Source organism: Pseudoalteromonas maricaloris, from assembly GCF_024746855.1.
GTDB lineage: Bacteria > Pseudomonadota > Gammaproteobacteria > Enterobacterales > Alteromonadaceae > Pseudoalteromonas > Pseudoalteromonas maricaloris.
On sequence record NZ_CP024626.1, the window covers coordinates 840,931 to 855,103 of the forward strand.

11 protein-coding genes are annotated in these 14,173 nt (G+C 44.0%); 5 read left to right on the forward strand and 6 right to left on the reverse strand.

All coding sequences use genetic code 11. From position 1 onward, the window contains the following. The first annotated feature begins 28 nt into the window (after positions 1–28). Genes CTT31_RS21435 through CTT31_RS21445 form a run of 3 tightly spaced genes read left to right on the forward strand, consistent with a single transcriptional unit; the run spans position 29 to position 3,944 of the window. Complete coding sequence (locus CTT31_RS21435) at positions 29–2,023, forward strand: ligand-gated channel protein (protein ID WP_260492490.1); 1,995 nt, start codon at positions 29–31, stop codon at positions 2,021–2,023. Next, the gene (locus CTT31_RS21440) at positions 2,023–3,114 is read left to right on the forward strand and encodes a PepSY-associated TM helix domain-containing protein (RefSeq protein ID WP_211856903.1); all 1,092 of its coding nucleotides are present in this window, start codon (positions 2,023–2,025) and stop codon (positions 3,112–3,114) included. Before CTT31_RS21435 ends, CTT31_RS21440 begins: the two co-directional genes overlap by 1 nt. Before the next feature lie 2 nt (positions 3,115–3,116). After that, complete coding sequence (locus tag CTT31_RS21445; RefSeq protein ID WP_260492491.1) at positions 3,117–3,944, forward strand: DUF4198 domain-containing protein; 828 nt, start codon at positions 3,117–3,119, stop codon at positions 3,942–3,944. A gap of 129 nt (positions 3,945–4,073) precedes the next feature. Here CTT31_RS21445 and CTT31_RS21450 read toward each other — a convergent pair whose 3' ends face one another. The 5 genes from CTT31_RS21450 to CTT31_RS21470 all read right to left on the reverse strand — a co-directional run bounded on the left by CTT31_RS21450 (position 4,074) and on the right by CTT31_RS21470 (position 9,528). Next, positions 4,074–5,609 (reverse strand): ATP-binding cassette domain-containing protein, encoded by a 1,536-nt coding sequence (locus tag CTT31_RS21450; RefSeq protein WP_260492492.1) that lies wholly within the window; start codon positions 5,607–5,609, stop codon positions 4,074–4,076. Positions 5,610–6,169: 560 nt separating this feature from the next. Next, positions 6,170–6,925, reverse strand: coding sequence for a DUF3307 domain-containing protein (locus tag CTT31_RS21455; protein WP_260492493.1), 756 nt, complete (start codon positions 6,923–6,925; stop codon positions 6,170–6,172). 38 nt (positions 6,926–6,963) lie between these two features. After that, entirely contained in the window at positions 6,964–7,572 is a 609-nt protein-coding gene (locus CTT31_RS21460) for a hypothetical protein (RefSeq protein ID WP_260492494.1), read from the reverse strand. 229 nt (positions 7,573–7,801) lie between these two features. Next, positions 7,802–8,695 carry a TolB-like translocation protein gene (locus tag CTT31_RS21465; RefSeq protein ID WP_260492495.1) on the reverse strand — a complete coding sequence of 298 codons (894 nt, stop codon included), beginning with the start codon at positions 8,693–8,695 and terminating at the stop codon, positions 7,802–7,804. Further along, positions 8,692–9,528, reverse strand: a complete 837-nt coding sequence (locus tag CTT31_RS21470) for an alpha/beta hydrolase (protein ID WP_211856898.1) — start codon at positions 9,526–9,528, stop codon at positions 8,692–8,694. Before CTT31_RS21470 ends, CTT31_RS21465 begins: the two co-directional genes overlap by 4 nt. A 246-nt stretch (positions 9,529–9,774) precedes the next feature. Here CTT31_RS21470 and CTT31_RS21475 point away from each other — a divergent pair, with 246 nt between their 5' ends. Together CTT31_RS21475 and CTT31_RS21480 are read left to right on the forward strand one after the other, a co-directional pair. Continuing rightward, positions 9,775–11,910 (forward strand): winged helix-turn-helix domain-containing protein, encoded by a 2,136-nt coding sequence (locus tag CTT31_RS21475; RefSeq protein ID WP_260492496.1) that lies wholly within the window; start codon positions 9,775–9,777, stop codon positions 11,908–11,910. 12 nt (positions 11,911–11,922) lie between these two features. Then, the gene (locus tag CTT31_RS21480; protein WP_010376146.1) at positions 11,923–12,150 is read left to right on the forward strand and encodes a hypothetical protein; all 228 of its coding nucleotides are present in this window, start codon (positions 11,923–11,925) and stop codon (positions 12,148–12,150) included. 116 nt (positions 12,151–12,266) lie between these two features. On the opposite strand, the gene CTT31_RS21485 is transcribed toward CTT31_RS21480, so the two are convergent. Beyond that, on the reverse strand, positions 12,267–14,099 hold the full coding sequence (locus CTT31_RS21485) for a S41 family peptidase (protein ID WP_211856896.1): 1,833 nt from the start codon (positions 14,097–14,099) through the stop codon (positions 12,267–12,269). Between the last annotated feature and the right edge of the window lie 74 nt (positions 14,100–14,173).

Consider the following 14,173-nt stretch of genomic DNA (forward strand, 5'->3'; position numbering starts at 1 on the left):
TCTTGTATTCTATCATGGAGGTTTCTCGATGTTGATGGCCTGTCGTAGTTTGGCGCCACTCTCTTTAGCTGTTGCAGCTGCCCTGCCTTTTTCCTCACTTGCACAAAGTGATGCAAAATCAGAAATAAAAGAAGAGATGGAAGTGATCGTCGTATCCGCTTCTGGATTTGAGCAACTGCTAAAAAATGCGCCGGCGTCTGTTAGCGTTATCAATCAAGAAGCGCTACAGCAGCGCTTTTATCGAGACCTTACCGATGCCATGACAGATGTTCCCGGAGTTGTAGTAACTGGAGGCGGAGACAGGGAAGATATTAGCCTTCGCGGCATGGGCAGTCAGTACACGCTTATCTTAGTCGACGGGCAAAGACAAAGTTCGCGTGAGACTCGGCCAAATAGTGACGGCCCTGGTGTTGAAGGTGCATGGACGCCTCCTGTTGCTGCCATCGAACGTATCGAAGTTGTGCGCGGACCTATGTCTTCGCTGTATGGCTCTGATGCAATTGGTGGTGTAATTAACATTATCACTAAAAAAACGCCTGACGAGTGGCATGGAGAAGTCAGAGTTGACGCAACCAGCCAAGAAAACAGTCGCTCAGGTGATATTTATCAGGCTAATTTCTTTGCTGCCGGCTCGCTAATCAAAGATACCTTAGGGGTACAAATTTACGGCCAAACTACGCACAGAGACGAAGACGAAATCGTGTCTGGCTTTAGAGGTCGCGATGCCGACACGTTGAAGGTAAAACTGGCCTATACACCATCAGATGAACACGAATGGTTATTGGATTATGGTATTGCTTCACAAACGCTTGATGCCACGCTAGGTAAAACGGTAGCAATGCTTGCGTCAGGTGAGCCGTGTGGCCGCAGAGGCTGTCCTGAGTCCACCACAACCGAATACGATAGTGAGTCAATCTCTTTGACGCATAACGGTTACTGGTCATTTGGTAGCTCTCGTAGTTACTTAAAACATGAAGAGTTTGACAATAAATCCCGTGAGATGACGGTTAAAAACGTAGATTTCCAGTCTCTTTGGACGTTACCGCTTGGCGAGTCTCATACTAGCTCAATCGGTGTTGCTTATCTCAATGAAGACTTGACCGACAAAACCAGTAACCGCATTAGTGATTTGCAGCAAGTCGACAACGATCAATGGTCGGTATTTGCTGAGGATGAGTGGCGCATCGTTGAGCCATTTGCCCTAACTATGGGCCTACGCTACGACAAAGACGGTAACTTTGGCGGCCATGTTAGCCCGCGTTTATACGGTGTTTATACTGCATCAGACGTGGTGACCGTTAAAGGTGGGATCTCAACCGGCTTTAGGGCGCCGAACTTGCGTCAAAGCACTGCGGCGTGGGGCCAAGTGAGTCGTGGTGGTAATATTTATGGTAATCCAGACTTAAGCCCTGAAACCTCAATTAATTACGAGGTAGGCGTATACGTTGAGCTTGCTAAAGGGATCAGCACCTCAGCAACGGTATTCTATAACGAGTTTGACGATAAAATTTCACGGGTTTCATGCCCACTAACTCAATGTACGGACGGCCCTAACGAGTTTGGCTCGTTACCGACAACTTATGTCAATGTTGATGAAGCCGTAACCCAAGGGGGTGAAATTAGCTTCTCGGGTCAATTGACGGAAAAACTAAAGCTTAGCGCAAACTATACCTACACAGATTCGGAGCAAAAAACCGGAGTGTATGCTGGTAGCCCATTAAACCAGTTACCTAAACATCTGTTCCAAACTTCGCTTAATTATCAGTATTCTGATGAGCTAAACACGTGGTTACGCTTCCATTATCGTGGTGAAGAAAGCCAGCCTGTAACAGGGCCTTCGCAAAGTAGCTTAGTCGCACCTTCGTACAACCTAACTGATTTAGGTGCAAATTATCAGCTGAACGAAGCGATCAAGCTTGGATTTGGGATTTACAACCTTTTCGATGAAGAAATTACTGAAGCAGAATACGGCTACTTTGAAGATGGTCGTCGCTATTGGGCTTCATTGGCGTGGAGCTTTTAATGACACGAGTTCGCTCAGCGGCTAAGTCGTCGAATCGGCGATTTAAAAAGCTGTTTGATTGGCGCACTTGGCATTGGATGAGTTCAGCCGTGTGCTTGGTGGGAATGCTGCTATTTGCCGTGACTGGGATCACCTTAAATCACGCAAGCCAGATAGAAGCTGCACCTACTACATATGCCAAAGAAGCGGTGCTGCCAAGTGCTCTGTTGACCCAGCTTAACGCGGCGGCAGAGCAGACAGCGCTGCCACACAGCTTTCAATCTTGGTATCAGTCACACACAGGCGCGGCGTTACCTGCACTACAGCAAGTGCAGTGGAGCGAGTACGAATTGTATGTTGCGCTACCGAGAGCAGGTGGCGATGGCTGGTTTAGCATCGCCCTTGATAGCGGTGAGTTTTATCAAGAGATCACGGATCGTGGTTGGGTATCATACCTTAACGATCTTCACAAAGGACGTAATACAGGATTTGCATGGCGTATGTTTATTGATGTGTTTTCAGTAGCTTGTGTAGTGTTTTCACTCACAGGGTTATGGCTTTTATACAAGCATTCTCGAGGAAGAAAGTCGACCTGGCCGCTCGTCGCAGCAGGCTTTGTATTACCTGTTTTGGTGCTGATGGTACCCGCGCACGCTAAAGCTGATGAAGTTGAAATCACGATCCCGCGTTTAAACGTTGCGGAATATCACCCTCCTTATGTAGCAGTATGGCTGGCAGACAGCAAACAACAGCGAGTTGCCGATATTGCCGTTTGGTATGACGTTAATATGGCGGATAAAGAAGGTGAAAAGTGGCTAAAAGACTTACGCCTTTGGTGGCGTAGAAGCGGCCGTAGTCTATCCATGCCTGTAGATGGCGTGACTGGTGCGACAAGGCGTCCAGGTACGGCAAAGATTGATTTAACCCCTTGGCGTGATGAGTTTAAAGCTTTACCTGCGGGTGAATACACGCTGTTTGTGGAGGCTGCTCGTGAGCTTGGAGGTCGTGAAGTATTGAAACTGTCAGTGACCTTACCTATCACTGCGCCTGTCACTGTGATTGCAGAAGGTAAATCTGAACTCGCTACAACAATTTTAACAATGGAGCCTTAATCGTGAAAATTTCAACGTTAGTTTCTGGTGTCTTAGTTGCCTTAGCTGCATATAGCCCGTTAAGTGAAGCACACCGAGTATGGATAAAGCCAAGTACCACCGTGGTGTCTGGTGACAGCGAATGGATCACGTTTGATGCTGCCATCGCCAATGGGATCTTTAACCCAGATCATTATGCTTATCCACTAGAACGTTTATCTGCACTGTCCCCTTCTGGTAGCAAGGTCGAGCTTAAGAACGCCGCAAAACTTAAGTATCGTAGTGTGTTTGACATTGAGCTCAATCAGCAAGGCACTTACAAAGTGTTTAACCAAAGTCGCTCACTGGTGGCGCGCTGGACTGATGAAAACGGTGAAAAGCATTACTGGCCAGGACGCGGAAAAATTGGCTCAGTAGAAGCCTTTAACAAAGAAGTGCCAAAAGCGGCGAAAGATTTAAGTGTGACCGACGTTGCAAGACGATTAGAAGTATTTGTAACTTTGGGCGCACCAAATAATACCGCGCTTAAGCCAACCGGCAAAGGGCTAGAACTAAACCCGGTTACTCACCCTAATGATTTGTACACCGGTGAACCAATTACCTTGCAGTATACGATGGATGGTGAACCTGCAAAGGGGGCAGAAGTGATAGTGGTACGTCAGGATGAAAAGTACCGTGATAACAGCCAACCAAGCAAATATACAACGAATGCCAAAGGTGAAGTGACGCTAACGCTATCTGAGCCAGGCATGTATTGGTTTGAAGTGGAATATGAAGACGACAAAGCACAAGCACCCGCCACAAAACGTGCTGGCAGCTATGTCACTACCCTCGAGGTATTACCGCTTTAACCCATCGTCCCCATGTGGTTTGAGACGTGCAGTCGTCTCAGCCCATTTAATTTAGTGGTCATAACAGAGACGCCACTAAGTGCCCAAAGGGGGAGGCGTTCCTTCCTCCCCCTTTTCTTCCTTCTATGACTATTGATCACGCAGCGGTAGAACTTTTATGTTGGTAAGCTGAGTGCAAAAATATTCATTGTGAGAGACAAGTATAAATCCACAAGGAAGCTGATTAAGCATGGCAGCAAGCTCTTCTTGTGCTTCGAGGTCGAGGTGATTATCCGGCTCGTCAAGCAGTAAAAAGCCTTGCAGTTGCACTGCCAGCACGATGGCCGCTTTCATTCTCTCGCCACCACTGAGACTCGTGATAGGTCCTGAAATCTTATCTAGACTCAGACCAACGCTTGCAAAGCTGGTGATTAAATTATGATGTGGCGTGTCAAGTGAGCGCTCGGCAATATCTAAAACGCAAGGGCCATGCTCAAGCCAAGCGCAATGCTGATCTAAGTAAACAGATGTTGTTGGGCGCTGGATTTCTCCGCGCTTTAACTCTAGCTTACCTGCAAGGGTTTTAAGCAAGGTCGATTTTCCGATGCCATTTTCTCCAATTACCCTGAGCTTTTGTGTTGTATCCGTAAAAAGGTTCAGTGTCTTTTCCGGTCCAAAGCACAGTTCGGCTTCACATAAGCGGATCTTTTCTTTTGCTCGAAAAGTTGAGTTAAAATGAAACTGCTGTTTGTCTTCTCGATAGTAAACCGCATTTTTCTTAACCCTATCTTGAGCTTGCTGAATTTTATGGGTTTGTCCGGCATGACGCTTACTTCCTCTGTCTGACTTAAAGTCAGTAACTAGTTTACTTTGGCTACCAGCACGCACTTGTGCTTTTCCTTTACTGGCTTGCCTTTGATGTTGCAGATCCGCTGCAATTATGGCTTGTTTAAGTGCTTTTTGTGCCGCGCGATTTGCCAAGTGTTGTTGTTTTTGTCGAGCTTGAGTTTGAAGTAGCGTTTCTCTAAAGGCGTCAAATCCAAGCGAGTGATGAGTTAGCTCCCCCTGTTTTATGTGCAGTATATGGTCGGCTGCGTCCAATAAAATAGGATCGTGTGTGACGGCAACCACACCATGCTTGTGATGCTTTAGTCGCTCAGCTAGCCAGTGCTTATTGACGCTGTCCATGTGATTACTCGGCTCATCCAGTAATAGGATTGCAGGCTGAGATTGTAGTATCTCAATATAAACACGCATTCGCTCTCCTGGACTAAGCCTTGTAAAGGGGGTTTCCAAAGTGAGTGCTAGCGGTGCAAGTGTTGCTTGCCAAGTTGATTCTAACTGCCAATCATCTGAGATTAAGTCAAAATCGTGCTCAGAGGCTAATCCCTGATGGGCTCGATGCAGTGCTGCTAGCTTCTCTTTAAGCCCGAGTAGTTCAGAAACGGTGGTAAAGCGGTTAGTTGCATCTTGTGGGAGATAAAAGCATTTCCCATGACTTTGGCGCTCGCCCGAAGTTAGAGGCTGTTCACCGGATAGGGCTTTGAGTAAGTGTGATTTTCCTGCCCCATTTGGGCCTGTTATCGCAATAAATTGTCGCTCTATTGTTAGGTCGACATCGCAAAATAAACATTGACCATTTGCAAGCGTCAAGCTTGCTTGCTTTACCTGTATCCAAGGCATCATTCTGCTCCTAGTCGCAGCAGTGCAAAAGGCTAAAGGCACAAAGACTCGTAAAAGCCGTAAAAAGTAAAACAGAAAAAGAGTCTATAGATTGGTCTGAGAAGCCCCAAAGATAACCATAAGCCTTGCACTGGAAATTAATAATAAGTTCGTCAGTTACAAAGGGCTTAGTTATTCATTGTGATGGCAGCTCCTAATGAGGAAATAAAACGAATAGAGGCAAATAATTAGCGATAGATCGTGCCTACGTTTATTTTGCAGGCACAAGGGCCTGTTGATCTTTGCTGTTTGACTTTTGTTCTCCTGAGTGTGTTTTGGTCGCGACGCTCGACTTGCCGCCTAGTAATCTAGGCAAAAGTTGAGCAACAATGAACAAAGCGCACTCAGGTGAACCCAAAGGGCAGCGCTTGATTAGCATTTCTACTGTGTTATCGCCTGACTCACATAGAATAACTATGCTACGCAGGCTCTGCCTTGTATAAATACCAATCAAACTGCTGCAAAAACAAACTTGAAAGATACACAGGCCCTAGATTAAATGTCAAGGCGTGGAATTGATTAAATTACAATTGAATGGGCATAAATGGTTTGATTAAGACGCCGACCACAAGGGCCTGCAACACACTAACAAGCGTACCCAACATCACGTATTCGGTGAGCTTTCTGTCTTGGCTTTGGGTTAGATCGCCAAAGCGAAACACCGATTTAGCGGCGAGAATAAAGCCGATAGCAGCCCAGCTATCCAGTAACACGCAGCTCAGTAGTAATACACGTTCAAGTTGACCAATTAAACTTCCTGCTTGCGGCAGGCTATCAAGAGCTGAATTATTGAGTTGCCAACGCTCAAGCAGCATGCTGGTGAATATCGATGCAGGATGCAATACCATTAAATAGCCCACAACCAATATTAGCAGCTGGACATTGGCAAAAGGCTTGGTAAAGGCACTGAGGGCAATCTCAGGCTCTGCAATTTGCCAAGTGACGGCCACTAATATAGTGATATGTGCACATTGGTCTAGCACAAAAGGAATAACGCCTTTGCTAGAATAGGATTTAGCTAAGTCGATACAATAGTGGCTAATACCTACCGCTAGCGCAAAGAGCAGCGCATTCCACTGTACTCCCCAAAACAAAGTCGACTGCCAAAGTAGGATGATTGCAAGTGCAGCCCCGCCATGCACCACACTATGCCACAACAACTTGATGGACTTATAGTGGCGGGTATTTCTGTCATGCACCCAGCTCATAGGTTGGAGGTAAAAGTCAGTGATTGTGTGGCCTATTACTAACCACAATAACAATACTTGCCATTCGTTCATTAAGTCCACCTCGTGATATGTAAGTGTTGAGCATTCGACTATTGGTGCGAGCGTGCAATTGCTAAAAATTGATCTAATAAAGTGTAGTGCGCGCTATTGAGTAATTTAGTCACGTTCACCCGACTGGTGTTGAGTTGTTTTGCAATATCGGCATGGCTCAACTTAGGGTGTGAAATATGAATGAAAGCGGCCTCTGCTTGTTTTTGGGTTAAGTTCGAAAGTAATAAATCCACAAATGCCAGATTTAGTGCAAAGTGGGCATTGCTGCCATTGTTATACCTGAGTCTTGCTTGTCCAATTGCGTCCAACCCTCGGCCTGCAAGTACCAGCGCAGCACCTGTTGCGGTTGATAAATCTGCTGCTGTGATATTAACTTCACCGACCGCGAGGCTGAGCCTGGCATCGCTATGTCGGCTAATTAAAAACAACCGTAGCTGTAATGCTACATTGAACAGTTTCGTCGCATCTGGCAACACAAGCTGAAAACCGTCGCCGCGGTAAAAACTATAATAGCCCTGCTCCGCAGTCGCGATTTCAGCTAAGTAATCCTTTAACTCGCTTTGCAGACTTGTAAGTTGTAGTTGTGACAGCGATTGTGAGCCGACAATGTCTGCTGTGATCACCGCACCTTGAGGTATTGATGTCATAAAGGTAACTTAATTTGGTTACATTTAAGTAAGTAACTAATATTGGTTACATTTATTCTGGTCTGAAGCTGAATAAAAAGCAAGCAGTCGGTAAGGTTTGTTCGCTTTGGCAGTATTTTACCAAAGCGAACGCAGGTATGGAGGCAGACAAAGCTTCCGTATATGTGAGAAATAGGCATTTATCACATACGCTAAGGATTACATTATTGAAATATTTAAGATTTTGTTTTTATTGATTTTTGTTTCTAATTTCATCAATGATTTTAGCGTCCACCCAATAGATGTCGACGTTGTTATTTGCTTTATCAACAGCACGGTTGAACAGCAGGTATTTGCCATCTGAGGTGACCGTTGCATAAGCATCCCACTTATCTGAATTAACGTTTTCCCCCATATTTATTGCAGGTCCCCATATTCCATCAGGTTGCTTAAAGCTGATATACAGATCGGAGTCACCAAAACCATCCTCACGTTCACTATCCCAAATTAAATAGCTTTCGTCTGGCGCTATGAAAGGGTGTGCTGATTTTTTCCCTGAGTTAATTTCACTGCTTAAAAGTACTGGCTCTTGGCGCATACCATCTTTTACTGTTGAAATTCTAACCGTATTTATTTGCTTAAAATTATCAAATACATAGGTTCCAGTTGCGGAAGCGGACAATCGCATTATCCCCCATTCAGGGCGGTCAAACATGACTCCCAGGCTGGTAAGTTCAGACCAATCATCACCTGCTCTGTCTTTGTATTTTTTTGCCATGTGCATGCGTTTACCATCTGGTGAAAAGCTTACCTCTCCGGCACGAGGAAACTCAGTGTATTTCTCCCACTTATTATTAATTAGTCGAAAACCAATGATAGTTGGACGAAATCCAGTTTTATTTTCAGTGTTGTATACACCACGGTCTAAGGTGAAATAGAACTCTTTCATGTTTGGAGCAAATACGCCTTCTAGCTCCCATCCCGACTTAGAGATAATTCCAGGTGCGAAAGGTTCTGCTTTTAATCCAGGAGGTTTTTGTCCCATTAAAGGACCTTCCAGTATCGGGAATTCGTCTTGTGCCGAAGCTCGATGACTGAGAGAAGCAACAATCGTTAGTAAAAGAAACATCGGTGCTAATTTCATTGTTGACTACTCCCATAAATAGATTTTAACCAATTGATACTACGGATTACGGTTTCAGGGAAAGCGGTTTGATGTGTGCCATCGGGCATTGTCTTGTGCAGTGATAAGCTGTCACTTTGCGTGCTTTTTAGATAGTCGATAAATGCGTCGATTTGCGGTGCTAACTTATGTTCGTCTGTACCAACAGAGATAAACACTTTCCCTTTGAGTGGTTGTTTGGAGCTAGAGAGTGTTTTTAGCGCATCCAGTTGTCTAACAGATGGACTGCCTAACATATAGTTGTCAAAGGTATTTGGCTGGGTGAGCAGTATATAGGCGCCAAATAGTCCACCGAGAGAATAGCCAAAATAACTGCGACTATTGGACTTTACCGAGTAATTGCTTTCAACATACTTAATAACTTGATTACGAATAAAGGCCGCGTGGGCATTGGCTTGGCCAAATTGGTACTTGTGCTGTTGTTCACTGTTTTTTGACTTTGTAAAAGAATAATCAGCGTAACGGCTAACAAAAGGGCCTTCTTCTTGAAGCTGTGTGGTGTTGATATTTTTCCGCCAAGAGATACCAACGAGGATCACTTCATCGAACAAAAAGAAGGTTGCCGAAGACAATGCTTCGATATGCCATACCGCATCGGTAAAGTAGAGTACAGGATAGCTTTTATCTTTTGAGTATTCCTCAGGCAGCTTGATATAAAGTTCATATTGATGGCCGGTAGTGATATCTTTTAGTGGCACAACTTGTGTTCCGGGCATCGCATATTGCGGTACTTCACTGGCATGTAGCAAGCTACAGAATAGGAGTAATATCAGCATAAACAGCAAACGTTTCATCACACATTTCCTTCTTTCATGTTATTTTTAGACTAGTGAATAAGTATCTCGTACTGGCAACTTAGCAGCTGAGAACAAAAATGCATGACGTTTACATGATGTTGTGCTGAATTGTGACTTTTAAATAAAAAACTATTTCTATCAAGTGGTTATGTTGTTGAGTTTCGATTGCTTCAAGTTTATCCTTATACTGATAATTATAATAATTGGCGTGGTTAGTGCGTGCGCTAGGCACATTGGGGATTTATGGTAGAACAATATTGGGTTGGTGATTTTTTTGTAGATTTATCACGTAACCAGATTTCACACCAAGGTGAATGTCAAACGCTTGCACCAAAGGCCCTGGCAGTACTCACTTGCTTGGCTCAGAATCAAGGCAAAGTGATGAGCCTTGATACCTTGCTCGATACAGTATGGCCAGATACGGTGGTCTCTCCTAATACTTTGCAGCGTAGTATTGCGCAATTGAGAAAGGCGCTTGGGGATGATGGTAAGGTGCAAGGTTACATCCAAACGCATGCTAAAAAAGGGTATAGCTTAGAGTGTGAAGTACGTTGGGGAGGGCAAACGAACGAGCGGACGAATACTGAGCCGCAACTTGAGGTGATGCCAACCCCTGAACCTGAAATGCAACAAGATAAACACCTCAATCAAAGTCAGAATAAAAACAATCTCAGTCCTTATGTGTTTGTTTTACTTGCCTTCACTATTTTGCTTGGGGCTATCGGTTATCAATATTTTTCCATCAAAAAACCTTCACCACTGTTCTTTGATACTTTGCGCTCATTGACCGCAACTGACGATAAAGAATTTGATGCAAGCTATTCCCCAGATGGTCAATACATCGTTTTTCACCGCTATTTAGATAAGTTTTGCGATAATAAGATATGGGCAAAAAAGGCGGATACCCAGCAAGAGATCCTGCTCACAGAGCGCTTTGGAGCATACGGCAGGCATAGTTTCTCAAAAGATGGTGAGCAGTTACTGTTTTTGGCCACCGACGCTTGTAGCGAGCCCGTTACACAAAAGCGCTGCTACGACCTTGTAACACTCGATTTTACTAAAGCATTGAAAAGCCCTCAGCAGCCAAAAGTTATTCTCCAGTGTAAAAACTCAGTGGTTGATAAGCCTATCTGGCTGAACGATGGCAATGTGGTATTGAAGCAAAAACAAGGCGAGCGCTGGAAGCTGATCAATTACTCCATTGATGACGACAGCGGTGTCGATCTTTATACCGTAGAAGACGGGACGTTGATTGATTACGCTTATTCCCCTCAAGATGATTTAATCGCGGTCAGTAGTATTCATGCCGATGGCCTACATTATATTGATATGCTAAAACCCGACGGTGAGTTGATCTCTAGCCATCAGATCCAGCTGCCGCCGGAAATTACTAAATTTCACGATATCTACCCAAGTTTTGACCCACTCAACCAGCAATTGATTTTCAGTACCGGACGTCAGCTATTTAGTCTGACTTATGAAGGACTTGTGAGTAAAATTCAATTGCCGTTTTCAGATCGAATGAGACAGCCTGAATTTCGTCCTGATGGCAAAAGTGTACTGATGATCAAAGGGCCTTACGACAGCGATATCGTCAAATTACCGCTGACACAGTTAGCACAAGGCGCTCAAACATACACCAGCTTTGCGCGAACCAACCTTGGTGAAGATTATGCTGTCTTTCAGCCAGATGGAGATTTAGTGGCATTTTGGTCAGAGCGCTCTGGTACTGAACAGGTGTGGTTAAGCGATGGCAATAACACGCGACAACTGACTAACTTCCCCTTAGATACTTTTGTTCGCGGGATCCACTGGGCTGAGGATGGCCAAAGCATATTGGTCAGTGCCAGTGGTGTACTGACGCGAATTGCTTTAGATGGCAGCTTGACATCTTACCCGCACGCCTACCCTGTTTTACGCTTATATCAATGGAAAAGTGCAAAACAACGTGCGCTAACACAGATTCGGGTAAAGGGAGAAATGAAGTTAGCTGCTTATGACTTTGCTCAACAATCGTTTGAAATACTGACGCAGCAACCTGTGCTGTGGGCACTTGAAAGTGAACACGGTAAAATTGTGTATAAGGATAGACTTGATCAGTTTTGGCAAATCGGCGCTGTTGAACCTCAGCGGATCAGTGCACTAAACAATCAAGGCGGCAGAGGAAAATCTTTTGTAATGCGCGGCAATGGGATATATGGCGTCAATGAAGATAATCAACTTTGGTCCTATGATCTGGACAAGACGTCGTTTACTATACTCGGTGAAGTGCCTACCAGTGTTGACTATCTCACCGATATTAACGATAACGATGTACTATTGATAAATCGAATATCGGCCAAGAAAGAAGTGGTAGAGCTTACGGTTGCGAATCAATAACTGGAGTATAAAATGAGCCAATTAGCTCAATATCAGCGTTTTAGGCAAGAACTGGGGCAATTGCTCGCACAATACAAAGGCTATGGGTTTGTACTCGGTTTTTTGCTAAATCTGAGTATTTGGCATATTGCATCTCAGTTTGTTGCTGATCCCTTTGTCTCTAACTTTTGGAATCAAGTGTTTGTTTCCTTGCTCTTTTCTGCGGTTTTTTATCTGCGCTCAGAGCGTACGGTAAGTTGATGTGGCGCTAACTCCTCATTCTGAGTTAGTTCATAAAGTTTGGGTCCACTTAAAAGCTAATTACTTGTTGTCATAGCTTTTAAGTGGATCATTCAATTAAGTGAGCTGTTATAAGACTAAAGCTCTGATTTTAGAATATCAATGGCACGTTCTACTTGATTATCAGTACCATTGATTATGCTCTCTCTAGTTCTTGGCACTAAATAATCTGGCGCAATACCTGCGTTGATCAGAGGGTCACCATTATAGCGGCTTGATAGAGTATTGGTGTAATGAAGTTCAACACCTAAATTCCCCTCTCCTACTCCCCCGAAAAAAGGGATCCCAAATACTGTTCCGTTAATTCCTGATGTGTGTTCTCCTAATATGGGCAAGCCGCCACTGCGTGCAAATATTAACGCATGTTCCCCTTGGCTTTGGCTTCTCCTAGAGGAAAGTACAATGGCGGGTATCGAGAGTGGGTTGGCATCTCTATGAATTATTTGCTGAAATGACTGAGCCTTTTTATCTGCTTGATTTGGTGCTCCTTGCCATAGCACAGACAAAGTATCATTAATCGCATCTTGTTTGATAAACCAACTTAATACGCTTCGCCATCCGTCCCAGCTTTGTGGGTAATGGCGAAAGTCGATCACGACGGCTTGTGCATTTTTTAACGTTTCTTTTATCGCGTTCAGGTCATCTGGTGTAACGTTATAGATATTGAGTTTATATATATTGTCACCCAGATATTCAATGTTTGATGGTGAGTGAGGCACGTAGGGTGAGCTAACAAGAGGTTTTATTTCACTGGGTTCTATTGGCGTTATAGTTGCTTGATAAGTAGTGCCCGTTGACTTTTTAAGGGTAAAACTAAGCGGGATCTTTTCTGTAAAAAAGAACTGCTGTCTCGCAGTATGACTCAATCTTTGTAATTCACTTTTCAAAGAGTAAAGCGCTTTCCTTGAAAGGTACTCAATAATATCTTCACCATTGACGGTAAGTAGCTCATCTCCAACCTCAACGCCATTTGGATCATCTTGTTGAGCGCTTGTAACAATCGCTTTGCCTTCTACTATCTCGTAATAAAAAGTACCATAATATGTATTGTTATTCGTAAGCATATTAGTCGTTTTGATTATGATGTGGTTGTCATTCAATTTTGTGAACTCGGTATTAATTAGTTGCAGCCTTTTATTTGGCTCTTCAATTAAGCATGCGGCTAGTAGTGGATTCAAACTTGCTGGCCAGTCGACATCAATCTGTTCAAAGTAAGGCCAGAAATGTTGAATGTTGGCCCACATTCCTGACACAGTAGCCATACATGTTTCAATATGCGCGAAGTTAGGTTCAACTTGCCATCGTCCTAACTCTGTATATGTGCCACCTGTGAGCTCTGTTTTAACTGGTAGGTAGAGTGGTAAGTAGAGGGAACTCTGATAAAAGTTGAGGGTTACAAACAGTTCGTTGGGCGCGAATTCTCTCTCTTGAAGCTCGTTAAACGAGCCTGCGGTAAGCAAACTCGTATAAGCACTTACGTTTGCCGGCGCATTTTGTATCCAAGTATATGTTTGCGCATTGGGTAACAATTTTGGAATGTGATTTTGTTGTGTAACCAAGTAAGGCGCAATTTGTCTTAAGAGTTCAATCCCTTTTTCTCTGCGCTCTGTACTCGATGTTTGGTTTAATTCGACAATGCTTTCTGCGATGAAAAGTGACCAATCTGAGCCTCTCACCTCGGCAGAAGGATAAAAATACTGAACAGCATGCGCTAATTTAACAAACTCAGAAACATCATCAATAAAGCTTTGGTCAAAGCTCATATTAGGAAGAGGTGTGGGTGATGATGGTAAAGGCGTATTTGTTGGAGGCTTGTTAGAGGTTATATCTGTTGGAGTTGTATCACTTGTGTCACTGCCACATGCCGTCAGTACAAAACATAAAATTATGCTAGTAAGTTGCTTTATCATTTTTATATCCTTACGCAATTTTTTAGGTACAAGTTAGCTGTTATTTGAACAGCTGTAAACTTTAAGGAGCAAAT

Bases quoted from the DNA above. Each gene is read 5' to 3' on its own strand.
- CTT31_RS21435 (WP_260492490.1), top strand. From the start codon at position 29: ATGTTGATGGCCTGTCGTAGTTTGGCGCCACTCTCTTTAGCTGTTGCA.
- CTT31_RS21440 (WP_211856903.1), top strand. From the start codon at position 2,023: ATGACACGAGTTCGCTCAGCGGCTAAGTCGTCGAATCGGCGATTTAAA.
- CTT31_RS21450 (WP_260492492.1), bottom strand. From the start codon at position 5,609: ATGATGCCTTGGATACAGGTAAAGCAAGCAAGCTTGACGCTTGCAAAT.
- CTT31_RS21455 (WP_260492493.1), bottom strand. From the start codon at position 6,925: ATGAACGAATGGCAAGTATTGTTATTGTGGTTAGTAATAGGCCACACA.
- CTT31_RS21460 (WP_260492494.1), bottom strand. From the start codon at position 7,572: ATGACATCAATACCTCAAGGTGCGGTGATCACAGCAGACATTGTCGGC.
- CTT31_RS21465 (WP_260492495.1), bottom strand. From the start codon at position 8,695: ATGAAATTAGCACCGATGTTTCTTTTACTAACGATTGTTGCTTCTCTC.
- CTT31_RS21470 (WP_211856898.1), bottom strand. From the start codon at position 9,528: ATGAAACGTTTGCTGTTTATGCTGATATTACTCCTATTCTGTAGCTTG.
- CTT31_RS21475 (WP_260492496.1), top strand. From the start codon at position 9,775: ATGGTAGAACAATATTGGGTTGGTGATTTTTTTGTAGATTTATCACGT.
- CTT31_RS21480 (WP_010376146.1), top strand. From the start codon at position 11,923: ATGAGCCAATTAGCTCAATATCAGCGTTTTAGGCAAGAACTGGGGCAA.
- CTT31_RS21485 (WP_211856896.1), bottom strand. From the start codon at position 14,099: ATGATAAAGCAACTTACTAGCATAATTTTATGTTTTGTACTGACGGCA.